The organism is Arthrobacter sp. KKT183 (assembly GCF_055657625.1).
This window is the reverse complement of sequence record NZ_CM145770.1, coordinates 1,780,574-1,801,417: the sequence shown is the minus strand read 5'-3', so window position 1 is coordinate 1,801,417 and position 20,844 is coordinate 1,780,574. Positions and strand designations below refer to the sequence as shown.

Genomic DNA, 20,844 nt, shown 5'->3' with positions numbered 1-20,844 from the left:
GTCGAACCGCGCGGTCCTGTCACCGGGCAGAACGGATGTGACCGTCATGGCACCGGAAGTCCAGATCCTCCACGGTGACATCACCACCCAGCACGTCGACGCCGTCGTCAATGCAGCGAACTCATCGCTGCTGGGCGGAGGTGGGGTGGACGGTGCCATCCATGCGGCGGCGGGGCCGGAACTGCTCGAAGCGTGCCGTGAAATCCGCGCGAATTCATTGCCCGGCGGGCTGCCGGTGGGTCAGGCTGTCGCGACGCCGGGATTCAGGCTGCCTGCCCGCTGGATAATCCATACCGTCGGTCCCAACCGCCATGCGGGCCAGAGTGACCCCGCGCTGCTTGAATCCTGCTTCCGACAGAGTCTCAAGGTCGCCGACGAGCTGGGCGCACGCTCGGTTGCCTTTCCCGCGATCAGCGCCGGAATCTTTGGTTGGGACCCCGAAGCGGTGGCCAGAATTGCGTTCGCGACGGTTGCTGATTACGACGGCGGTATCCGGCAGATCAGCTTCGTGCTGTTTTCGGAGCGGCTTGTTTCGGTCTTTCGGCACGCTCACACGAACAGTAAAGGCTGACACTGACGCACACAAGGGGAGGCAGCGCTCGCAGCGCTGCCTCCCCTTGTGTGCGGACCGGTGTTCCGGATGGGCTAGATATTGAAGCCCAGTGCCCGCATTTGATCGCGGCCGTCGTCGGTGATCTTTTCGGGCCCCCACGGCGGCATCCACACCCAGTTGAGCCTCCAGTCGTCGACTACCCCATCGAGCGCCTGCCCCACCTGTTCCTCGATCACGTCGGTCAGGGGGCACGCTGCGGTGGTGAGGGTCATGTCGATCAGCAGAGCGCCGTCGTCGGCGTACTTCAAGCCGTACAACAGACCAAGATCGACAATATTCACGCCGAGCTCAGGATCAATGACGTCCTTCAGCGACTCTTCGACATCCTCAAGGGATGTCTGTGCTGCGTTCACATCGCTCATGTCAGGAGCCTCTCTTTGTGTCGGTAGCCGGATCAGGCGCCGGCAGTAGCTGTACCGGCCACGAGGAAGCGGTCATAGCCCTCTTCCTCCAGGCGATCGGCGAGCTCAGGGCCGCCCTCTTCAGCGATTCGGCCGTCGACGAAGACGTGCACAAAGTCAGGCTTGATGTACCGCAGGATGCGTGTGTAGTGGGTGATGAGCAGGGTGCCCATGTTGCCCTTGCTGTGCTCACGGTTGACGCCCTCTGACACCACCTTGAGCGCGTCGACGTCGAGACCTGAGTCGGTCTCGTCCAGGATGGCGAACTTCGGCTTGAACAGTTCGAGCTGAAGGATCTCCACGCGCTTCTTCTCGCCGCCGGAGAAGCCCTCGTTCACGTTGCGCTGAGCGAAGTCGGCATCAATGCGCAGCTGCGACATTGCCTCCTTCACGTCCTTGGTCCAGTGCCGGAGGCTCGGGGCCTGGCCGTCGAGTGCGGTCTTGGCCGTGCGCAGGAAGTTTGTCATGGTGACACCCGGAACCTCGACCGGGTACTGCATAGCGAGGAAGAGTCCGGCGCGGGCCCGCTCATCGACGCTCATCTCCAGGACGTCCTCACCGTCGAGGGTGATCGAGCCGCTGTCCACGGTGTAACGGGGATGACCGGCGATGGTGGATGCGAGAGTCGACTTTCCGGAGCCGTTCGGGCCCATGATGGCGTGGCTCTCGCCGGTGTTGATAGTCAGGCTGACGCCTTTGAGGATGGGCTTGGCGCCCTGTTCCGTCTCGATGCTGACGTGCAGATCCTTGATCTCAAGGGTGGACATCTTTGGGTTCTCCTTTGCATCCTGCAGTGCAGGGTTGCTCAAATGTTCGAAAGTGTTTTGGCTCGTGACAGTTCTAGCCGCGATCGGGGACAGGCGCCGAGTTGGTCACCGTAGTGATGTCGACGTAAACCTCGTCACCGTGGATCTCAAGTGCAAAAACCGGCACAGGCTCGTAGGCGGGAAGCTGGAGCGGCATGCCGCTGCGCAGATCGAACTGGGAACCGTGTCCCCAGCACTCGATCCTGCAGCCCTCGACATCACCCTCGGAAAGGGAAATATCGGCATGGGAGCAAGTGTCGCCGATTGCGTGGATGCCGCCGTCGGAATCTTTGACGATTGCTACGGGGTAATCGTCAATGAGGATCCGCAGCGCCTGCTTGACCTCAATATCATTCACATTGCAGACGAGCTCGCCCTGCGGCCCGGTGCCGTTCTCAGGTGTCCGGGTCATCAGTAGTTCCCTGCAGCCAGCTCGCGCTCCACGGCTTCCGTGAGGCGCTCTTCCAGTACCGGAACCTTGATCTGCTGGATGACCTCGTTGAGGAATCCGCGCACTACCAGACGGCGGGCCGTCTTCTCATCGATCCCGCGGGCCATCAGGTAGAACAAGTGCTCATCGTCGAACCTGCCTGTTGCGCTCGCGTGTCCGGCGCCTTCGATCAGGCCGGTTTCGATCTCGAGGTTCGGTACGGAATCCGAGCGGGTGCCGTCGGTGAGCAACAGGTTCCGGTTGGTCTCGTACGTATCCGTTCCCTCGGCTTCCTTGCGAATCAGCACGTCGCCTACCCAGACAGTGTGCGCGTCCTGTCCCTGCAGGGCACCCTTGTAGGTGACGCGGGACTTGCAGTTCGGTACGGCGTGGTCAACGAGGAGCCGCTGCTCAAGGTGCTGCCCTGCATCGGCGAAGTAGAGGCCGTACATTTCCACCTCGGAGCCGGGAGCGGTGAAGAATGACGACGGCGTGAGCCGCACGAGGTCGCCACCCAGAGTGACGACCACGTGCTTGAAACTGGCGTCCCGGCCGATCTTCGCCTGCTGCGAGGAGGCGTGTACGGCGTCGTCGTCCCATTCCTGGACACTTACCACCGTGAGCTGCGCGCCGTCTCCGACCACAATCTCGATGTTCTGCGCCAGAGTGGTCTTGCCATGGTGGTCGAGCACCACGACAGCCTTGGAGAACTTCCCTGCAGAAATGATGAGGTGCTGTGCAGCGGGAGCCTCATCGGTGCCGTTGATCGAGATGGTGACGTCGCAGTCGGCTTCCGTCTCATCGGGGATGGTCACGACGGTTGCCTGCGTAACCGCCTCCCACGCGGCCGCGGCAACCCTGTCCTCAGGAATCGCTGCGGAACCGAAGCGGGAATCCGTGCGCTCGACGGTTTCCACCAGGATGTTCGATGCACCGGACACGGTAACCTCGGGCCCACTGCCTGTCAGGGCATCGGTATGCAGACCGCGGAGGCGCTTGATCGGCGTGAACCGCCAGTCCTCTTCGCGGCCGGTCAGTGGTGGGAAGTCGGCAAGCTTGTAAGATTTGAGCCGCTCGCCTCGAGATGCTTCCGGCACAACAGGGTCATCCCCGTGGCTGTGCTTCTTCAACCCGTGCTGCTCGGCGCCGGTGTTCGTCGGGGAAAGGTTTTCGCCTTCCTCGGTGAAGCCGTCAATGGCAATTTTCTCCGGGCTCGACGGTGATCCGATACGGGCCTTCTCGTCAGTCAGTTCGGGGGTCAACTGGGTGGTTTCAGCCATTAACCTACGGCTCCTTCCATCTGGAGTTCGATCAAGCGGTTCAGTTCGAGCGCGTACTCCATGGGGAGTTCACGTGCAATGGGTTCAATGAATCCGCGCACGATCATCGCCATGGCCTCGTCCTCGGGCATCCCTCGGGACATAAGGTAGAACAACTGCTCTTCGCTCACTCGCGAGACCGTGGCTTCGTGGCCCATGGTGACATCGTCTTCACGGATGTCCACGTACGGGTAGGTGTCTGAGCGGGAGATGGTGTCAACCAGCAGGGCATCACAGCGTACGGTGTTGGCCGAGTTAGTTGCGCCCTCCCGGACCTGCACCAGACCGCGGTATGCGGCACGCCCGCCGCTGCGGGCGACCGACTTCGAGATGATCGAAGACTTCGTATTCGGCGCAATGTGGACCATCTTGGATCCGGTGTCCTGGTGCTGGCCCTCGCCGGCGAATGCGATCGACAGCGTCTCGCCCTTGGCATGCTCCCCGACCAGGTAGACAGCCGGATACTTCATGGTGACCTTGGAGCCGATGTTTCCGTCGATCCACTCCATGGTGGCGCCTTCATGCGCGATGGCCCGCTTGGTTACCAGGTTGTAGACGTTGTTGGACCAGTTCTGGATTGTGGTGTAGCGAACGCGTGCATTCTTCTTGACCACAATTTCGACGACGGCGGAGTGCAGCGAGTCTGACGTGTAGATGGGTGCCGTGCAGCCTTCGATGTAATGCACGTAGGAGCCTTCGTCAGCGATAATCAGTGTCCGCTCGAACTGACCCATGTTCTCCGTGTTGATGCGGAAGTAGGCTTGCAGCGGAATCTCAACGTGGACACCGGGCGGTACGTAGACAAAAGAGCCTCCGGACCAGACAGCGGTGTTCAGTGAAGCAAACTTGTTGTCACCGACCGGAATGATCGAACCGAAATACTCCTCGAAGAACTCAGGGTGCTCCCGCAGCGCGGTGTCGGTGTCCATGAAGATGACGCCCTGGCGCTCGAGTTCCTCGTTGATCTGGTGGTAGACAACTTCGGATTCGTACTGCGCGGCGACGCCGGAAACCAGGCGATTACGCTCAGCCTCAGGGATGCCGAGCTTTTCGTAGGTGTTCTTGATGTCGTCGGGAAGGTCTTCCCAACTACCGGCCTGCTTTTCGGTGGACCGCACAAAGTACTTGATGTTGTCGAAGTCGATGCCCGACAGGTCCGCGCCCCAGTTGGGCATCGGCTTGCGGTCGAAGTACTTCAGACCCTTCAGCCGGAGATCGAGCATCCACTCGGGCTCGTTCTTCTTGGCGGAGATGTCGCGGACAACCTCTTCGCTCAGGCCGCGACGGGCGTTGGCGCCGACATCGTTCTTGTCGGACCAGCCATACTCGTAGGTACCGATGCCTTCGAGCTCCGGGTTCCTCTCGAGGATGTCGCTGAGAACTCCTGCGGGCACGGCCTCGGGAACCAATGCCTTCTGATCTGTCTGATCCGTCATCACGGCCTTCCTTGCTGATGGTTGGAGACGTTTGTTACGTATGGGTGCGGCGCCGGGGCGTCGCTTTCGGGTGATTGGCGGGCAGTTTCACCGGAGCGCGCGATGCGGCCGATCGGTATGTGTGTTGTGCAGACGTGGCCGCCGGCTGCGAGAGTGGACAGCCTGCGAACGTCCACGCCGAGCAGCCGGGCAAAAACATCGGTTTCCTGTTCACAGAAATCGGGGAAGTCAGCCGCGAGTTCCTGAATGGGACAATGTCCCTGGCAGAGCTGCACGCTCAGCATCGCCGCATGGGGTGCGTTTCTGCCGATTTCCCGTGTGGAGCCGACGAATCCGTCAAGGCTCAGTGCTTCTGCAAGCGCTGCAGCCTTGTCTTCGAGGCGGTCTCCCGCGGACTCAATGACCGGCCGGTACCGCTCCTCCATGTCGGCGAACCTGCCCGCTGCAAATTGGCGGACGGCGTCAGGCCCCGCGATCTCCCGTAGCTGACCTAGCGCTGCCTGCGCGATGTGCAGATAATCGTTGCCCAGCCGTGTCTGGCCCCGCTGGCTGAGGACATAGCGGCGCGCGGGACGGCCTGCACCCGGGGAAGGACTGCCGATGACTTTGACCTCGATCAGGCCGTCACGCGACAACGCGTCGAGGTGGCGACGGACGGCCGCCGGCGTGAAACCCAGCCGGTCACCGAGTTCAGCCGCGCTCACCGGACCGTGCTCAAGAACTGCGGAAAGCACTTTATCCCTGGTCCGCTCATCGACGGCGCGGCGGGAATCGGCATCGTCAACTCCACCGAAAACGCTATCTCCCTTGGTACGGCCCGGGACAACGGAATGTGACATCGGGGCCTCCTTAGGATGCATTGGGAAGTAGGCTTGGAGCTCAAATTGAGCGGAACGAGCCAATTAAGACAACATAACCATGTCCTAATCTATTCCAGAAGCCCACCCGCTTCCAGTAAGGCGAGGCTACCCATCCGGTGTGCCGACAGAGCCATCGTGAGACAGCTACTACGTGGCGTAGAATTATGCGGTGCCTTCCTCCCCTCCCGCCGTCGAAGTCAGCGGGCTCGTCAAGGACTTCGGCCCGGTCTCATCCCTCGACGGCAAGATGATCCGCGTGCTCGACGGCGTCAGTCTCCGCGCTGACATGGGCAGCGTCACCGCATTGCTGGGCGCCAACGGAGCGGGCAAGACCACCACGCTCGAGTGCGCGCAGGGCCTGCAGAAGCCCAGCGGCGGCAGCGTGCGCCTCCTTGGCGAAGATCCGTGGCGCGCGGGCGCCCCACTTCGCAGCCGCGTCGGCATCATGCTGCAGGAGGGCGGGCTGCCTCCGGCAGTCCGGCCACTGCCCCTGCTGCACCACGTAGCCGGCATGTATGCCTCACCCCTCAATGTCGAGCAGCTGGCAGCCCGGCTTGGAATCGACTCATTCGCACGGACCTCGGTGAGGCGGCTCTCGGGAGGCCAGAAGCAGCGCCTTGCCCTTGCGTGTGCCCTCGTGGGTAATCCTGAAGTGCTCTTCCTCGATGAGCCAAGTGCAGGACTTGATCCGCAGTCACGCAATATCGTCTTCGAGTTGATTACGGAGCTTCGGGACGAAGGCCTTGCGATCATTCTGACCACTCACCTGCTCGACGACGCCCAACGGCTCGCGGATTACGTCTACATCATTGACCAGGGCAGGACGGTCAGACAGGGAACAGTGGCCGAACTGACCGCCCATACCGCGGATGCCGCCCGTGAGCTTCGGTTTGAAGCGCAGATCGGCCTCACACTGCCCGCCGACCGCCTGGTCCATCTCGATGTCTCTGAGCCCTCGCCCGGCAAATACTGCGTGAACGGCGCACTAACACCAGAGGACCTGGCAGTCATCGCTGCCTGGTGGGCAGAGAACGGCATCCTGCCGGCCTCGATCTCCCTGACCTCCCGCTCGTTGGAGGACGTCTTCCTCGATGTCTCCGGACGGAGTATCCGATGAGCGCTTCCCCGCTGCCCGTGCGGGTCCTGCAGCATGGCAGGTATGAGACGATCGCCATGCTTCGCAATGGGGAACAGCTCGTTCTGGCCATCGTGCTCCCCCTGCTTGCACTGAGCGCCATTGCCTTCACCCCCTTCTTCGATGTTCTCGGCGTGCCGCGGCTCGAGGCAGGGACCCCGGGTGTGATTGCGCTGTGCGTACTTTCCACGGCATTCACCGGACAAGGGATCGCAACCGGGTTCGACCGCCGTTACGGTGTGCTTCGCTTCCTTTCGACCACCCCGCTCGGCCGCAGTGGGCTGATTTTGGGGAAGGTCCTCGCGGTGGGTGCGGTTCTCGCTATCCAGATCACAGTCATCGGCACGATGGCGTTTCTGCTTGGTTGGCAGCCCCCGCTCAGCGGGATTCTTCCGGCACTTGCCATGCTGGTGCCGGGAATCGCGGCCTTCACTGCTCTGGGGCTCCTGATAGCCGGAACCCTCCGGCCCGAGGCAACCCTTGCTGTGACCAATCTGGCGTGGGTTCTGCTGGCAGCCGTCGGCGGTACTGTCATCCCCCGCAGCAGCATGCCCGAGGTCATCCAGCCCGTCGTTGCGCTGCTGCCCTCAGCCGCACTGGGCGACGGGCTGCGCACTGCCCTTACCTCCGGCACATTCGATGCCTTGTCCTTCGCACTGCTGTGCGGCTGGGCCGCCGTCGTGGGCCTGGCCGCCGTCCGCTGGTTCAAATGGAGTTAGGAACATGACTCAAATCTCCCCTGCCCGTCTGGTCGAGCGCCTACCCCGGACAGTCACACCGTCGGTTCGCGCGCTGGCGCTTGCCTCGCTTGTCTCCCAGATCCTGATCGTCGTCACAGGTGGTGCAGTGCGGCTCACCGCATCCGGCCTGGGGTGTCCTGAATGGCCGCTGTGCACTGCTGACTCCATGGTCACCACCCCGGAAATGGGCGTACACGGCATCATCGAATTCGGGAATCGCCTGCTCACCTTCGTCCTCACCGCGATCGCGATCGCCATGCTCGTGGTCCTGTGGAACATGCGAAAGACCCGGCGGGACCTTTTTGTGCCCGCCGTTGTTCTTTTCGCGGGGATCCCCGCGCAGGCTGTGGTGGGTGGGATCACGGTCCTGACTCAGCTCAACCCGTGGGTGGTTGGCTGGCACTTCATCATCTCGATGGTCCTGATTACGGTGGCCACGGTGCTGGTGAACCGCACACGGCTTTCCCCCGCTGAGGCGGAAGCTGACAACACTCCGCGTGCCACACCGCTGCTTCGACAGCTCCTCGCCGCCGCGGGGGTACTGGTGACCGCCGCGGTGCTGCTCGGTGTGGTGGTCACCGGATCGGGGCCCCACGCAGGAGACGCGGGTGCGGCGCGGAACAACCTCAACCCGGATCTGATGACCCGCATCCATGCCGCCCCGGTCTACCTGCTCGTATTGACGGTACTCGTGCTGGTCTTCGCTGCGTACCGGCTCCGGGTTGCGCAGCGCCTGCGCTTCGCCCTGGTTCTTCTGACCGTCGTCGTCTTTGCGCAGGGCGCTGTTGGCTACCTGCAGCATTTCCTCCACCTGCCGGTGGCCCTGGTTGCGCTGCACATGCTGGGAGCTTCCGTGCTCACGGCGGCGATGGCGCACGCCATCTACATCGGATATTCCCGCCGGCGGGTAGAAGCTGCTACCGGCGCCGACTAGCGTCAGCCCTGCACGCCGTCCTCGACGTCGTCGAACGCCTCAGCCAGCCGCGCCAGGTCGCGCTGCTCGCTTCCGGCGATCGGAAGGAGCGGCCGTCGCGGATCTCCGGCGTCCACCCCGCACGCCCTGCCCAGGGCATGCAGACCGCTGAGCTTCCGCAGGCGGTGGACGGCCTGGACCACCGGCACCAGTCGGGACCGTTCCGCGGACACCCTCGCCGGATCACCTTTCAGCACCGCGGCGCGGAACGCCAGGTAGCTGGCAGGCAAGAGCGCTGCGAGGCCCGTGTGCCAGGCGTCCGCGGTCACCTCGCCGGTCGCTATAAGTGGGTCGCCGCTGGCGCCATGACTGATCCGCCGGTTGAGCGCTCCCCGCAACCGTGCCGCGCGATCGGCGAATTCTGCGGGAGTAGCAGCCGTGTCCTTGAAAGCGACCAGGGAGGGCACGTGCTCAAGCCGACCCACCAATTCCACGTCGATGGAGAACTGGGTGGTGGACGGATTGTTGTACAGGCAGATGGGCAGAGTAGTTGCAGAGGCTACTTCCTCCACCAGCGCAATGAGCTCGCCGTCGGTCAGCGGCAGGTAGGACACAGGTGAGAGAACCACCCCGTCCGCCCCCAGCCGTTCCGCGGCCCGTGCTCCTGCAACTACCTCCCGGGTAGCGACTGCGCTGATACCCACCGCCAGCGGAACGCGGCCTGCGGCGGCGTCCACCGCGCAGGAAATGACCCGCTTCCGTTCATCACCGTCAAGATAGGCAAAGCTGCCGGAGGACCCGAGCACCGTGACGGAATCGACCCCCGACCGGGCCAGACGATCCACAAGGAGCGAAAGTTCGGCTGAGTTCACCGCGCTGTCCGCAGTGAAAGGCGTCAGGGGGTAGGCAACGACTCCGGTGAAGACCATTCCACCATCCTAGGTGGAGAGCGCTGCTGCCTAGCTCGCGAAGATTGCAGTCCCGACGAAGGGATCAATAGCGAGAGCCAGAAACAGCACGGTGAGGTAGCTGATTGATCCGTGGAAGACCTTCATCGCCGTCTTGCCCGTGGCTGTCCCCGCTTGGGCCGAGGCGTGCAGTTTATGGGACTCCAGAATGAACCAGCCGCCGCTGAGAACTGCCGCGACGGCGTAAACCCAACCTGCCCCGCCCACGGGAACAAGAAGGAGCGAGCAAATCACCGTGGCCCAGGCATAGAGAACGACCTGAACGGAGACAACTCCAGCGCCCGCAATGGCACCAAGCATGGGCACGTTCGCTGCATTGTAGTCATCGCTGTACTTCATGGACAGCGGCCAATAGTGCGGCGGCGTCCATAGAAATATCACCAGGAAGAGCACAACCGCCGGCCATTCCACCGTTCCTGTCACTGCAGCCCATGCAATCAGCACCGGCATGCAGCCTGCTGCCCCGCCCCACACGATGTTTTGCGCTGTCCGACGTTTCAGGATGAGCGTGTAGATGACGACATAGAAGAAGATTGCGCCCACTCCGAGCCAGGCAGCGAGAGGGTTGGTGCCTACCCACAGGATGGCGACCGATGCGATGCCCAGGGCCCACGCGAAAATCAGCGCTTCCCGCGGTGTCACTTCTCCGGTCACCAATGGTCTGTTGACCGTTCGGTTCATCACCTTGTCGATATCACGGTCGAGATAGCAGTTGAAAGCACCCGCGCTTCCGGCAGCAAAGGCACCGCCGACCATGGTGGCTATGACCAGGCCGAGCGACGGAAATCCGCCCTGGGCGAAGATCATGGTGGGAAGGGTGGTGACCAGCAGCAGTTCAATGACCCGCGGTTTGGTCAGTGCCAGATACGCGCGAAGCTTGCGGGATACGCCGCTGCCTGCCTGATTCACGCTGGGCGCAACTGCCACCTGATCGAAATTCACGGGAGGATGCTCTGCTTCTGAATTGAGGATATAGTCCACCGCCATCATACCCGGTCCATACGAGTTTTTTACAGCTCGTAGAAAAGAGGGAGGCCGGAGCGGGCGGGATCCCAGCGCCGTCGTTCGTGTCTTTGTGTGTCCCTTCACAAAAGTCCGGGCCACGCGCATTCGGAATCGAAAGCGCTAAGCTGGCCTGTATCGCCTGGATCACTCCCGCACGCCGGGACACACAAGGAATGGCCCGAGGAGTTTTTTTATTCGGCAGATGTGTCAGCAGCACCCAGCGTGCGGGGATTTCCGGTGTGGTCGAAACGCAGCAGTATTCAAGTTTTCAACGGTGAACGGCCGGCTGGCCGCGGGGACTTTCGCTTCCGTGGCGCAGTCCCACTCGGCGCCGCGGCGCTGGCCGTGACGTAAAGAGAGGGGCCCGGTGAACGTGCCACAGCTGGAAAAGCAGGACCTGGACTGGAACGAACTGGATGAGCGTGCGGTAGACGCAATCCGTGTACTCGCGGCGGATGCGGTAGAGAAGGTGGGGAACGGGCACCCGGGAACGGCGATGAGCCTCGCCCCGGCGGCCTACCTCCTCTTCCAGAAATTCATGCGCCATGATCCTACCGACCCGGAGTGGACCGGCCGTGACCGCTTCGTACTCTCCCCCGGGCACACCTCGCTGACCCTCTACATTCAGCTTTTCCTCTCCGGCTACGGCCTCGAACTCGAGGACCTGAAGGCGCTGCGGACCTGGGGCTCCAAGACCCCGGGCCACCCCGAGTACCGCCACACCGCGGGCGTCGAGATCACCACTGGCCCGCTCGGCCAGGGCCTCGCCTCCTCCGTCGGTTTCGCTTACGCCCAGCGCCGCATGCGCGGCCTCCTTGACCCGGAAGCGCCGCAGGGTGAGAGCCCGTTCGACCACACCATCTGGGTCATCGCTTCCGACGGCGACCTGCAGGAAGGCGTTACCTCCGAGGCGTCTTCCCTCGCCGGTCACCAGGAACTGGGTAACCTCGTGATGATCTACGACGAGAACCACATCTCCATCGAGGACGACACAGATATCGCCTTCACCGAGGATGTCCTCGGCCGCTACGCTGCCTACGGCTGGCACACCCAGCGGGTGGACTGGACCAAAACCGGTGAATACGTGGAGGACATCGCCGAGCTCTACAGTGCCCTGAAGGCCGCGAAGGCAGAGACCTCCCGCCCCTCCATCATTTCCCTCCGCACCATCATCGGCTGGCCTGCTCCCAACAAGCAGAACACGGGCAAGATCCACGGTTCAGCGCTCGGCAAGGACGAGGTTGCGGCGCTGAAGTCCACCCTGGGACTCGATCCGGAACAGCATTTCCAGGTCGACGACGAAGTCCTGGCTCACGCCCGGAAGGTTGTGGACCGCGGCCAGGAAGCCCGCAGGAGCTGGGAAGACACGTTCAGTGCCTGGAAGTCCGCCAATCCAGACAGCGCCGCGCTGCTCGACCGCATCTCCGCCCGCGAACTTCCCGACGGCTGGGAGTCGAGCCTTCCTGAGTTCGAGGCCGGCAAGGATATGTCCACCCGTGCCGCTTCCGGCAAGGTACTCAGTGCAATCGGTCCAGTGCTGCCGGAACTCTGGGGCGGTTCAGCAGACCTGGCGGAATCCAACAACACCACAATCGAGGGATCTCCATCCTTCGTGCCTGTCAGCAAGCAGACTGATGCCTGGTCCGGAAACCCCTACGGCAGGGTTCTGCACTTCGGTATCCGCGAACATGCTGCCGCCGCCATAGTAAACGGCATTGTCATGCACAGCAGCACGCGGGCATTCTCGGGCACCTTCCTGATCTTCAGCGACTATCAGCGGCCGGCCATCCGACTCGGCGCGCTCATGGGAGTGCCTGCGATTTATGTGTGGACCCACGACTCCATCGGGCTCGGTGAAGATGGGCCAACCCACCAGCCCGTCGAGCAGCTTGCGTCGCTCCGCGCGATTCCGGGTCTGGACGTTGTCCGCCCGGGCGACGCGAATGAGGTCGCGGTTGCGTGGCGCACCATCCTCGAGAACACCTCGAACCCTGCCGGTATCGTTCTCACCCGACAGAACATCCCCACCTGGGAGCGCGGCGCCGGTGAAGCGGATGGAGACACCTTTGCCTCGGCTGAAGGCGTCGCCAGAGGTGCTTATGTCCTTGCCGAAGCGCCCAACGGTGACCCGGACGTCATCCTGATCGCTACCGGGTCCGAAGTCCAACTTGCCGTCGAGGCCCGCTCGGAGCTGCAGAAGGACGGCATCGCCGCGCGCGTCGTCTCCCTGCCCTGCCTCGAATGGTTCAACAAGCAGGATGAGTCATACCGCGAGTCAGTTCTGCCCTCGGGCATCCGGGCCCGCGTATCAGTAGAGGCCGGAATTGCCCAGGGTTGGCGGGAGCTCGTCGGCGATGCCGGCCGCTCCGTCTCGCTTGAGCACTTCGGTGCCTCAGCCGATTACAAGACCCTGTTCCGCGAGTTCGGAATTACCTCCGAAGCCGTGGTCGAGGCTGCCCGCGATTCGATCGCTGCCGCCGGGACACGCAGTGCTCCGGACGGGACGGCGGCAGCAGCCGGCGCCCCTGCTTCGACAACCGGCGATCACCTCTAGCACTGCGTCACAGACAGCACAATCCACCCTGGATCAAGGAGAAAACGCAATGACTCCCACCCCTACCGCCGCACTTTCCGAAGCCGGCGTGTCCATCTGGCTGGATGACCTCTCCCGTGAGCGGATCACCACTGGAACCCTGAAGGCGCTTATCGCAGACCGCGACGTCGTCGGGGTCACTACCAACCCGAGCATCTTCGCCGCAGCGCTTAAGAACGGCGAGTCCTACTCAGCGCAGGTCAAGCAGCTTGCTGCATCCGGCGCGGACGTCGACACTGCCGTCTTCGAAATCACCACTACCGATGTAGCCCAGGCGTGCGACATCTTTGCCCCGGTCGCTGAGAAGACGGGCGGAGTCGACGGACGCGTGTCCATCGAAGTTGATCCCCGGCTTGCCCGCGATACGGCGGGCACCATCGCCGAGGCCCGGCACCTGTTCGATGCGGTGGGCCGCAGCAACGTCCACATCAAGATCCCCGCCACCGTTGAAGGCCTCGAAGCGATCACGGCAACCCTCGCAGCCGGAATCAGCGTCAATGTGACCCTGATCTTCTCGCTTGAGCGCTACCGCGAAGTCATCAACGCCTTCATGCTGGGCCTTGAGCAGGCGAAGGACAACGGGCATGATCTCTCCACCATCCATTCGGTGGCTTCCTTCTTCGTTTCGCGCGTGGATGCAGAGATCGACAAGCGCCTCGACGCCATGGGAACCGATGAAGCAGCGGCGCTGCGCGGCCAGGCCGGGCTTGCCAACGCCCGTCTCGCCTACCAGGTCTATGAAGAAGCCTTCAGTTCCGAGCGCTGGAAGGTCCTCGCAACAGCCGGTGCCCACCCGCAGCGCCCGCTCTGGGCCTCGACCGGCGTCAAGGATCCCGCGTACCCGGACACGCTGTACGTCACGGGTCTCGTGGCCGCCGGCGTTGTGAACACCATGCCGGAGAAGACCCTCGAAGCCACTGCAGACCACGGTGAGATCGCGGGCGACACCGTCACCGGCACCTATGCGGAGTCCAACGACATCCTGGACCGGCTCGAGAACATCGGAATCTCCTACAAGGAAATCGTCCACCTGCTTGAGGAAGAGGGTCTGGACAAGTTCGTGGCCAGCTGGGGCGAACTCCTCGAAACAGTCACCACCGCGCTCGAATCTGCGAAGGGCTGATCACTCATGGCTACCCTCTTTGTCAACGCATCCGAGGCCGCCGCTGAAGCGATCGAGCGGGCCATGCCCGAACTCGTGCAGGAGAAGGTCGCTTCGCGGATCATGGCCAAGGACTCCACCCTGTGGGGACCTGAGTCTGAGTCTGAGGCATCGGTCCGTTTGGGCTGGGTTGACCTGATCGATGCCTCTCGCGCCCTCCTGCCGGAGATCAAGCAGCTGCGCAGCGATCTCGCAAACGAGGGCGTGAACCACATTGTGCTCTGCGGCATGGGTGGCTCGTCGCTTGCGCCTGAGGTCATTACCCGGTCCGCCGGGGTTGAGCTGACTGTTCTCGACTCAACCGATCCTGCACAGGTTCGCGGGGCACTGGCCGAGCGCATCGGGACCACCGCCATTGTGGTGTCCTCGAAGTCGGGTTCAACGGTAGAAACCGACTCCCAGCGCCGGGTCTTTGAGCAGGCCTTCACTGATGCCGGAGTAGACGCCAAGAGCCGGATCATCATCGTCACTGATCCCGGCTCACCACTGGATGAATCCGCCCGGGCTGCCGGCTACCGCGCCGTTTTCAACGCTGATCCGACGGTGGGAGGCCGATATTCCGCCCTCACCGCGTTCGGCCTCGTGCCCTCAGGCCTCGCGGGGGCGGATGTGGCCACCTTGCTTGATGACGCGGAATCCATCGGTGAATTCCTGTTCGATGACGACGCCGGCAACGTCGGTTTGCGCCTCGGCGCAGTTCTCGGCGGTACCCTACCGCTACGCGACAAGATCGTGTTCGTTGACGAAGGGTCCGGAATCATCGGCCTCGGCGACTGGGTCGAACAGCTCATTGCCGAATCAACCGGCAAGCTGGGAACAGGAGTCCTTCCCGTTGTTGCAGAACAGGGCGCTCCTGAATTGTCCTCGGGTGCACCGGACGTACTGGCAGTCCATCTGGTCTCTCCCGACTCCAACACCGAGCCGGCCGGGAACGCCATCGCCGTCGGAGGCAGCCTCGGCAGCCAGCTCCTGGCATGGGAATTCGCAACCGCCGTCGCCGGCAGGCTTCTGGGTATCAACCCATTCGATCAGCCGGATGTGGAGGCGGCCAAGCAGGCCGCCCGCGGACTGCTGGACGAGCGGCCCGGGGCCGCAGCCCCGAACTTCGTGGACGGAGCTGTCGAGGTTCGCGGCAGCCGAAGCCTGCTCGGCTCGGCAGCTACGCTCGGTGAAGCGCTCGAGGCATTGATCGGATCGCTGGAGCCGAACGGCTACCTTGCGGTACAGGCGTATCTCGACCGCATCGCTGAGGCTCCGCTGGCCAGGATCCGACCGGCCCTGGCGCGGGCAACCGGCCGTCCGGTGACGTTCGGTTGGGGGCCCCGCTTCCTGCACTCCACCGGGCAGTTCCACAAGGGCGGAACACCGGTGGGCGCGTACCTCCAGATAACCGGAGCTACTACAGAGGACCTGGTAATTCCCGAACGGCCCTTCAGCTTCGGTGAGTTGATCGCTGCCCAGGCCGCAGGAGACGCAAAGGTTCTCGAAGATGCGCACCGTCCGGTCCTGCGCCTCCACCTGTCAGACCGCCCTGCGGGCATCCGGCAGCTTCAGGACGTCATTGATCACCTGGCCGTCCGATCAGCTGAAAACGGAAACGGGTAGATGCCTGATAACAGCACCAAGTTCAGAAATCCACTGCGGGACCCACGGGACCGACGCCTCAACCGGATCGCTGGACCGTCGTCGCTGGTCCTGTTTGGCGTGACAGGTGACCTTGCGCGCAAAAAACTGATGCCGGCTGTCTATGACCTCGCGAACCGCGGACTGCTGCCTCCGAGTTTCGCGCTGGTGGGGTTCGGACGCCGGGACTGGAGTGATGAGGACTTCGCCCAGGAGGTTCTGACGTCGGTGAAGCAGTACGCCCGAACCCCCTTTGACGAGTCGGTGTGGGAACAGCTTTCAGCCGGCATCCGGTTTGTTCAGGGAAACTTCGACGACGACGACGCCTTCATAGAGCTCAAGAAGACCGTCGAGGACCTCGACTCAACGCGCGGAACCCGGGGTAATCACGCGTTTTACCTCTCCATTCCGCCCAAGGCGTTCGAGCTGGTGTGCCAGAAGCTGTCCGAGCATGGCCTCGCTCAGCCGGAGGAAGGCAAATGGCGCCGGGTGGTTATCGAGAAGCCGTTCGGCCACAACCTGGAATCCGCCCGTGAGCTGAACGCGATCGTTGAGCAGGTCTTTCCTCCCGATGCGGTTTTCCGGATTGACCACTACCTTGGCAAGGAAACCGTCCAGAACATCCTCGCTCTCCGTTTCGCCAACCAGCTCTTCGAGCCGCTCTGGAACGCCAACTACGTTGACCACGTCCAGATCACCATGGCGGAGGACATCGGCATCGGCGGCAGGGCCGGCTACTACGACGGTGTCGGAGCTGCGCGCGACGTCATCCAGAACCATCTGCTCCAGCTGTTGGCCCTGACAGCTATGGAGGAACCGATCTCATTCAACGCGGAGGATTTACGCGCTGAGAAGGAAAAAGTTCTTGCCGCCGTCAAATTGCCTGACGATCTGTCCACCCACTCTGCCAGGGGACAGTACGACGGCGGCTGGCAGGGAGGCGAACTGGTGAACGCCTTCCTGGACGAGGACGGTATTCCAGCCGATTCCACGACGGAAACCTACGCGGCAATCCGGTTGGACATCAATACCCGGCGCTGGAGCGGTGTACCGTTCTACCTCCGCGCCGGTAAACGCTTGGGCCGCAGGGTCACGGAGATTGCCGTCGTCTTCAAGCGTGCACCGAATCTTCTGTTCCGCGATCACGGGGAGGGAGATTTCGGACAAAATGCCGTAGTCATTCGCGTCCAGCCGGACGAGGGCGCCACTATCCGTTTCGGTTCGAAGGTTCCCGGAACGCAGATGGAGGTGCGCGACGTAACCATGGACTTCGGTTACGGCCACTCCTTCACCGAATCCAGCCCGGAAGCTTACGAACGCCTGATCCTCGACGTGCTGCTCGGAGAACCGCCGCTGTTCCCGCGCCACCAGGAGGTGGAACTGTCGTGGAAGATACTCGATCCGTTCGAAGAGTACTGGTCAACCCTCCCCTCAGCACCCGAGAAATACGTTCCCGGCAGCTGGGGTCCGGACTCCGCTGATGAATTGCTGGCCCGTGATGGAAGGACCTGGAGGCGGCCATGATCGTCGATCTACCTGATACAACAACCTCCAAGGTTTCAAAGGAAATCATGACCATGCGGGACAAGGGCGGCGTTGTCGCCCTTGGCAGGGTGCTGACGCTGGTGGTCATCACCCGTTCCGGCCACGAGGAAGAAGCGATCCTCGCTGCAAATGAAGCCAGCAGGGAACATCCTTGCCGCATCATCGTTCTGGCCGAGGGAACCGACTCCGCACAGACTCGGCTCGACGCGCAGATCCGGGTCGGCGGCGACGCCGGCGCGTCCGAGGTGATCGTCCTGCGCGGTTACGGAGAGCTGGCAGGAGAAAGCGAGTCTCTCGTTTCGGCGCTTCTGCTCCCTGACGCCCCGATCGTCGCCTGGTGGCCGCATGGTGTTCCCGAAGCAGCCGCTCAAACCTCAATCGGCAGCATCGCGCACCGTCGCATTACCGATTCAGCAAACGAGCCCGATCCGACGGCGGCGTTGTTCAACATCCGCCGGACGTATCAGGCTGGAGATACCGACTTGGCCTGGACGAGGCTGACGAATTGGCGGATCCAGCTCGCCGCCGTTCTTGAGCAACTCGATGGATCGCCCATCACCGCAGTTACCGTGGAAGGGGCTTCCGACTCCCCCAGTACGGTACTGCTTGCAGCGTGGCTGACCCTGGCACTCGACACACCGGTCTCTATCGAGGCCGGTGAGCCTGGAACCGGCCTGCATCGGGTAGTGCTGTCCCGCGCCGCAGGCGATGTCGAGCTCAATCGTCCGCGGCGATCCGTCGCGGAGTTGCACCAGCCGGACCAACCCGTACAGCGAATTTCCCTCCCCCGTCGCAGCCTGCAAGACTGTCTCGCGGAAGAGTTGCGGCGGCTTGACCCTGATGACGTGTTCGGCGAAGTCATCACCGATGGGCTCGCACGGACCAATTTGAGGAGCGTACGGACCAGTGAACACTGAACCTAAAGTCAGCATCCACCCTGACGCGGGATTGTTGGCGGCGTCAGTAGCGGCGCGTCTCGTTACACGGCTCGTGGATATTCAAAACGAGCGTGGAACCGCCACTGTGGTCCTCACCGGCGGGACACTCGGAATTGGCGCGCTCCGCGCTGTGGCCGAGTCTCCTGCCCTGTCGGCAGTGGACTGGTCCACTGTGGATTTCTGGTGGGGGGATGAGCGCTTCCTTCCGGCCGGCCACCAGGACCGCAATGTTGTTCAGGCCAGGACGGCTCTTCTGGACCAGATCGGCGTCTCCGCCGAGCGTGTGCATGAATTCGGTGCATCCGACTCCTTCAGCACCGAGGACGAGGCAGCTGCCGATTACGCCTCCCGCCTACAGCAAGCTGCGGACAAGGAAGCAACAGCAGGCACGCACCTCGCGGACCCGCGTCTGCCGAAATTCGACATACTGCTGCTCGGCGTCGGACCCGACGCGCATATTGCCTCGCTGTTCCCCGAGATGGCGGGAATACGTACCAAGGGCCAAACCGTGGTGGGCGTTCGGGATGCACCGAAGCCCCCACCCGAACGGGTGAGCCTCACGCTAGAAGCCATCAACTCGGCTGAGGAAGTCTGGCTGGGAGTTGCCGGTCAGGACAAGGCTGGTGCAGTAGGGCTCGCACTTGCCGGTGCCGGCGCTGTCCAGGTTCCTGCTGCGGGCGCGCGCGGACGGCGGAAAACCCTGTGGCTGATCGATCAGGAAGCTGCAAGCCAGCTTCCTGGGCGTCTGATCGACGCCGGCGAGTCTGACGCCGGCTAGACGGAATGGCGCTGGCGTAACTGCGCCAGCGCGTTCTCCAACACCTTTTTTGCTTCCGCTTCTGTGCGGCGTTCCTTCACATACTGGAGGTGACTCTTGAACGGCTCATCGCCGTCGATGTTGAGATCCATTCCCGGTGACCGCCCGGCGGGCCGGCCGCAACGGCCGCACTCCCACACCTCAGGAATCTCGGCTTCGCTCAACTTTGCGAAGGTGGGCCTCGTCTCGTGGCCTTCCAGGCACCAGTAACTCACGACAGTGCGGTCTACCAGACCCTGCGCGCGTTCTGCATCCAGATGCCTACCCGATGCCGGCAGACTGTAGCCGGAACCGATGCGTGAGCCTTTAAAAGCGTGTCCCGCGTTCACCATGGATTTCTCCCATCAGTACCGCACACGACCTGCGTTCGAGGTTCAGTGTACGCCCTGATGTGGTGGACGCGGGATAGCAGGAGGGTGTTCTAGGAGTCCCCGGCAAAGCGTTGGATCAGCCCGAGGGCAACGATGACCACGCCCCACGCGAGCCCGAGGGCAACCGTGAAGCGGTTAAGGTTGCGCTCAGCAACTCCGGAAGACCCCATGCTGGTTGTCATGCCGCCGCCGAACATGTCGGACATACCGCCGCCCCTGCCTTTGTGGAGAAGGATGAGCAGTGTCAGCAGCAAGCTGGTGATACCCAGCAGTACCAACAGGATGATACGGAGAATTTCCACGGTGACCTTTCAGCGTGACCTTAGTCGGTCACCAGATGGTGCTCGAACCTGACAATGTTAGCAAACTCATCGACGTCCAGGCTCGCTCCGCCAACCAGCACACCGTCGACGTCGCGCTCCTTGAGGATCGCAGCGGCATTCGATGCTTTCACGGAACCCCCGTAGAGAAGCCGGACCCGCGCAGCAACTGACTCGTCGAAGATCACGGCAAGTTCCGCGCGGATGGCTGCGCACATCTCCTGTGCGTCACCTGGTCCAGCAACCTCACCCGTTCCGATGGCCCACACAGGTTCGTAGGCGACCACCAGATTGCCTGCCTGCTCCGTGCTCAGCCCGGCGACGTCCTCGCGAAGCTGCCCGAGAGTATGTTCAACGTGGTTCCCCGCCTGGCGAATCTCAAGCCCCTCGCCGACGCAGAGGACCGGAACCACATTGTGGCGGTATGCGGCCTGTACCTTTCGGTTCAGGAGTTCATCCGACTCACCATGAATGGTTCGCCGCTCCGAATGGCCGACAAGCACGTAGGCGCATCCAAGCTTCTCCAGGAACTGACCGGAAATGTCGCCGGTGTAGGCGCCGGAATCGAAGGGTGAAAGGTCCTGGCCTCCGTAGACGATTTCGAGGTCATCACCCTTGACAAGCGTCTGGACTCCGCGGAGGTCGGTGAACGGAGGGAACACCGCCACCTCCACGCGCGAGTAGTCGTGCTTTGCGTCATCGAGCGTCCATGCCAGTTTCTGCAGCAGGGTAATGCCCTGGACGTGGTCCAGGTTCATCTTCCAGTTGCCGGCGATCAGTGGACGCCGGTCGAAAGTTCCGTTCGTCGAGGAAGTCATGGTTCTCCAGTTCTAGAGAGAGGTCTGCGGA

21 protein-coding genes are annotated in these 20,844 nt (G+C 62.7%); 10 read left to right on the top strand and 11 right to left on the bottom strand.

Annotated elements, in window-relative coordinates:
• The first annotated feature begins 46 nt into the window (after positions 1 to 46).
• Positions 47 to 571: an O-acetyl-ADP-ribose deacetylase gene (locus ACZ2GY_RS08600; RefSeq protein WP_471673515.1), complete on the top strand. Its 525-nt coding sequence runs from the start codon at positions 47 to 49 to the stop codon at positions 569 to 571.
• Between the two features lie 74 nt (positions 572 to 645).
• On the opposite strand, the gene ACZ2GY_RS08595 is transcribed toward ACZ2GY_RS08600, so the two are convergent.
• From ACZ2GY_RS08595 to ACZ2GY_RS08570, 6 genes are all read right to left on the bottom strand, one after another.
• Entirely contained in the window at positions 646 to 975 is a 330-nt protein-coding gene (locus ACZ2GY_RS08595) for a metal-sulfur cluster assembly factor (protein WP_056547596.1), read from the bottom strand.
• A 32-nt stretch (positions 976 to 1,007) separates the two neighbouring features.
• Complete coding sequence (gene sufC / locus ACZ2GY_RS08590) at positions 1,008 to 1,781, bottom strand: Fe-S cluster assembly ATPase SufC (protein WP_056547845.1); 774 nt, start codon at positions 1,779 to 1,781, stop codon at positions 1,008 to 1,010.
• A gap of 73 nt (positions 1,782 to 1,854) precedes the next feature.
• Positions 1,855 to 2,232, bottom strand: coding sequence for a non-heme iron oxygenase ferredoxin subunit (locus ACZ2GY_RS08585; protein WP_277357169.1), 378 nt, complete (start codon positions 2,230 to 2,232; stop codon positions 1,855 to 1,857).
• Positions 2,232 to 3,530, bottom strand: coding sequence for a Fe-S cluster assembly protein SufD (sufD, locus tag ACZ2GY_RS08580; protein ID WP_471673514.1), 1,299 nt, complete (start codon positions 3,528 to 3,530; stop codon positions 2,232 to 2,234). The genes ACZ2GY_RS08585 and sufD overlap by 1 nt, the downstream gene beginning before the upstream one ends.
• Entirely contained in the window at positions 3,530 to 5,005 is a 1,476-nt protein-coding gene (sufB, locus tag ACZ2GY_RS08575; RefSeq protein WP_471673513.1) for a Fe-S cluster assembly protein SufB, read from the bottom strand. Before sufB ends, sufD begins: the two co-directional genes overlap by 1 nt.
• The gene (locus tag ACZ2GY_RS08570; RefSeq protein WP_471673512.1) at positions 5,005 to 5,844 is read right to left on the bottom strand and encodes a helix-turn-helix transcriptional regulator; all 840 of its coding nucleotides are present in this window, start codon (positions 5,842 to 5,844) and stop codon (positions 5,005 to 5,007) included. The genes sufB and ACZ2GY_RS08570 overlap by 1 nt, the downstream gene beginning before the upstream one ends.
• A gap of 190 nt (positions 5,845 to 6,034) precedes the next feature.
• Between ACZ2GY_RS08570 and ACZ2GY_RS08565 the strand changes: the two genes are divergently transcribed.
• Genes ACZ2GY_RS08565 through ACZ2GY_RS08555 form a run of 3 tightly spaced genes read left to right on the top strand, consistent with a single transcriptional unit; the run spans position 6,035 to position 8,674 of the window.
• Complete coding sequence (locus ACZ2GY_RS08565; protein WP_471673511.1) at positions 6,035 to 6,982, top strand: ABC transporter ATP-binding protein; 948 nt, start codon at positions 6,035 to 6,037, stop codon at positions 6,980 to 6,982.
• Complete coding sequence (locus ACZ2GY_RS08560) at positions 6,979 to 7,719, top strand: ABC transporter permease (protein ID WP_471673510.1); 741 nt, start codon at positions 6,979 to 6,981, stop codon at positions 7,717 to 7,719. The genes ACZ2GY_RS08565 and ACZ2GY_RS08560 overlap by 4 nt, the downstream gene beginning before the upstream one ends.
• 4 nt (positions 7,720 to 7,723) lie before the next feature.
• Positions 7,724 to 8,674 (top strand): COX15/CtaA family protein, encoded by a 951-nt coding sequence (locus ACZ2GY_RS08555; protein WP_277357174.1) that lies wholly within the window; start codon positions 7,724 to 7,726, stop codon positions 8,672 to 8,674.
• Between the two features lie 2 nt (positions 8,675 to 8,676).
• Here the strand turns inward: ACZ2GY_RS08555 and ACZ2GY_RS08550 are convergent, their stop codons facing one another.
• On the bottom strand, positions 8,677 to 9,582 hold the full coding sequence (locus tag ACZ2GY_RS08550; RefSeq protein WP_471673509.1) for a dihydrodipicolinate synthase family protein: 906 nt from the start codon (positions 9,580 to 9,582) through the stop codon (positions 8,677 to 8,679).
• 30 nt (positions 9,583 to 9,612) lie between these two features.
• Positions 9,613 to 10,611 carry a heme o synthase gene (locus tag ACZ2GY_RS08545; protein ID WP_471673508.1) on the bottom strand — a complete coding sequence of 333 codons (999 nt, stop codon included), beginning with the start codon at positions 10,609 to 10,611 and terminating at the stop codon, positions 9,613 to 9,615.
• Between the two features lie 397 nt (positions 10,612 to 11,008).
• On the opposite strand from ACZ2GY_RS08545, the gene tkt reads away from it, so the two are divergent.
• Genes tkt through pgl form a run of 6 tightly spaced genes read left to right on the top strand, consistent with a single transcriptional unit; the run spans position 11,009 to position 19,265 of the window.
• Entirely contained in the window at positions 11,009 to 13,180 is a 2,172-nt protein-coding gene (tkt, locus tag ACZ2GY_RS08540) for a transketolase (RefSeq protein ID WP_277357230.1), read from the top strand.
• A gap of 49 nt (positions 13,181 to 13,229) precedes the next feature.
• Positions 13,230 to 14,342 carry a transaldolase gene (gene tal / locus ACZ2GY_RS08535; protein WP_277357177.1) on the top strand — a complete coding sequence of 371 codons (1,113 nt, stop codon included), beginning with the start codon at positions 13,230 to 13,232 and terminating at the stop codon, positions 14,340 to 14,342.
• 6 nt (positions 14,343 to 14,348) lie between these two features.
• Positions 14,349 to 15,986, top strand: a complete 1,638-nt coding sequence (locus ACZ2GY_RS08530) for a glucose-6-phosphate isomerase (RefSeq protein ID WP_471673507.1) — start codon at positions 14,349 to 14,351, stop codon at positions 15,984 to 15,986.
• A complete protein-coding gene (gene zwf / locus ACZ2GY_RS08525) occupies positions 15,987 to 17,528 on the top strand; it encodes a glucose-6-phosphate dehydrogenase (protein WP_277357179.1) in 1,542 nt (513 codons plus the stop codon).
• Positions 17,525 to 18,466, top strand: coding sequence for a glucose-6-phosphate dehydrogenase assembly protein OpcA (locus ACZ2GY_RS08520; protein WP_346028288.1), 942 nt, complete (start codon positions 17,525 to 17,527; stop codon positions 18,464 to 18,466). Before zwf ends, ACZ2GY_RS08520 begins: the two co-directional genes overlap by 4 nt.
• The gene (pgl, locus tag ACZ2GY_RS08515) at positions 18,456 to 19,265 is read left to right on the top strand and encodes a 6-phosphogluconolactonase (RefSeq protein ID WP_471673506.1); all 810 of its coding nucleotides are present in this window, start codon (positions 18,456 to 18,458) and stop codon (positions 19,263 to 19,265) included. The genes ACZ2GY_RS08520 and pgl overlap by 11 nt, the downstream gene beginning before the upstream one ends.
• On the opposite strand, the gene ACZ2GY_RS08510 is transcribed toward pgl, so the two are convergent.
• From ACZ2GY_RS08510 to tpiA, 3 genes are all read right to left on the bottom strand, one after another.
• Positions 19,262 to 19,636, bottom strand: a complete 375-nt coding sequence (locus ACZ2GY_RS08510) for an RNA polymerase-binding protein RbpA (protein ID WP_471673505.1) — start codon at positions 19,634 to 19,636, stop codon at positions 19,262 to 19,264. The genes pgl and ACZ2GY_RS08510 overlap by 4 nt on opposite strands.
• Positions 19,637 to 19,725: 89 nt before the next feature.
• The gene (secG, locus tag ACZ2GY_RS08505) at positions 19,726 to 19,977 is read right to left on the bottom strand and encodes a preprotein translocase subunit SecG (RefSeq protein WP_026543639.1); all 252 of its coding nucleotides are present in this window, start codon (positions 19,975 to 19,977) and stop codon (positions 19,726 to 19,728) included.
• Between the two features lie 20 nt (positions 19,978 to 19,997).
• Positions 19,998 to 20,813, bottom strand: coding sequence for a triose-phosphate isomerase (gene tpiA, locus ACZ2GY_RS08500; protein ID WP_277357183.1), 816 nt, complete (start codon positions 20,811 to 20,813; stop codon positions 19,998 to 20,000).
• Positions 20,814 to 20,844 lie beyond the last annotated feature (31 nt).

Excerpts from the sequence above, each read along its gene's own strand:
- ACZ2GY_RS08600 (WP_471673515.1), top strand. The coding sequence starts at position 47 with ATGGCACCGGAAGTCCAGATCCTCCACGGTGACATCACCACCCAGCAC.
- ACZ2GY_RS08595 (WP_056547596.1), bottom strand. The coding sequence starts at position 975 with ATGAGCGATGTGAACGCAGCACAGACATCCCTTGAGGATGTCGAAGAG.
- sufC (WP_056547845.1), bottom strand. The coding sequence starts at position 1,781 with ATGTCCACCCTTGAGATCAAGGATCTGCACGTCAGCATCGAGACGGAA.
- ACZ2GY_RS08585 (WP_277357169.1), bottom strand. The coding sequence starts at position 2,232 with ATGACCCGGACACCTGAGAACGGCACCGGGCCGCAGGGCGAGCTCGTC.
- sufD (WP_471673514.1), bottom strand. The coding sequence starts at position 3,530 with ATGGCTGAAACCACCCAGTTGACCCCCGAACTGACTGACGAGAAGGCC.
- sufB (WP_471673513.1), bottom strand. The coding sequence starts at position 5,005 with ATGACGGATCAGACAGATCAGAAGGCATTGGTTCCCGAGGCCGTGCCC.
- ACZ2GY_RS08570 (WP_471673512.1), bottom strand. The coding sequence starts at position 5,844 with ATGTCACATTCCGTTGTCCCGGGCCGTACCAAGGGAGATAGCGTTTTC.
- ACZ2GY_RS08560 (WP_471673510.1), top strand. The coding sequence starts at position 6,979 with ATGAGCGCTTCCCCGCTGCCCGTGCGGGTCCTGCAGCATGGCAGGTAT.
- ACZ2GY_RS08555 (WP_277357174.1), top strand. The coding sequence starts at position 7,724 with ATGACTCAAATCTCCCCTGCCCGTCTGGTCGAGCGCCTACCCCGGACA.
- ACZ2GY_RS08550 (WP_471673509.1), bottom strand. The coding sequence starts at position 9,582 with ATGGTCTTCACCGGAGTCGTTGCCTACCCCCTGACGCCTTTCACTGCG.
- ACZ2GY_RS08545 (WP_471673508.1), bottom strand. The coding sequence starts at position 10,611 with ATGATGGCGGTGGACTATATCCTCAATTCAGAAGCAGAGCATCCTCCC.
- tal (WP_277357177.1), top strand. The coding sequence starts at position 13,230 with ATGACTCCCACCCCTACCGCCGCACTTTCCGAAGCCGGCGTGTCCATC.
- ACZ2GY_RS08530 (WP_471673507.1), top strand. The coding sequence starts at position 14,349 with ATGGCTACCCTCTTTGTCAACGCATCCGAGGCCGCCGCTGAAGCGATC.
- zwf (WP_277357179.1), top strand. The coding sequence starts at position 15,987 with ATGCCTGATAACAGCACCAAGTTCAGAAATCCACTGCGGGACCCACGG.
- ACZ2GY_RS08520 (WP_346028288.1), top strand. The coding sequence starts at position 17,525 with ATGATCGTCGATCTACCTGATACAACAACCTCCAAGGTTTCAAAGGAA.
- ACZ2GY_RS08510 (WP_471673505.1), bottom strand. The coding sequence starts at position 19,636 with ATGGTGAACGCGGGACACGCTTTTAAAGGCTCACGCATCGGTTCCGGC.
- tpiA (WP_277357183.1), bottom strand. The coding sequence starts at position 20,813 with ATGACTTCCTCGACGAACGGAACTTTCGACCGGCGTCCACTGATCGCC.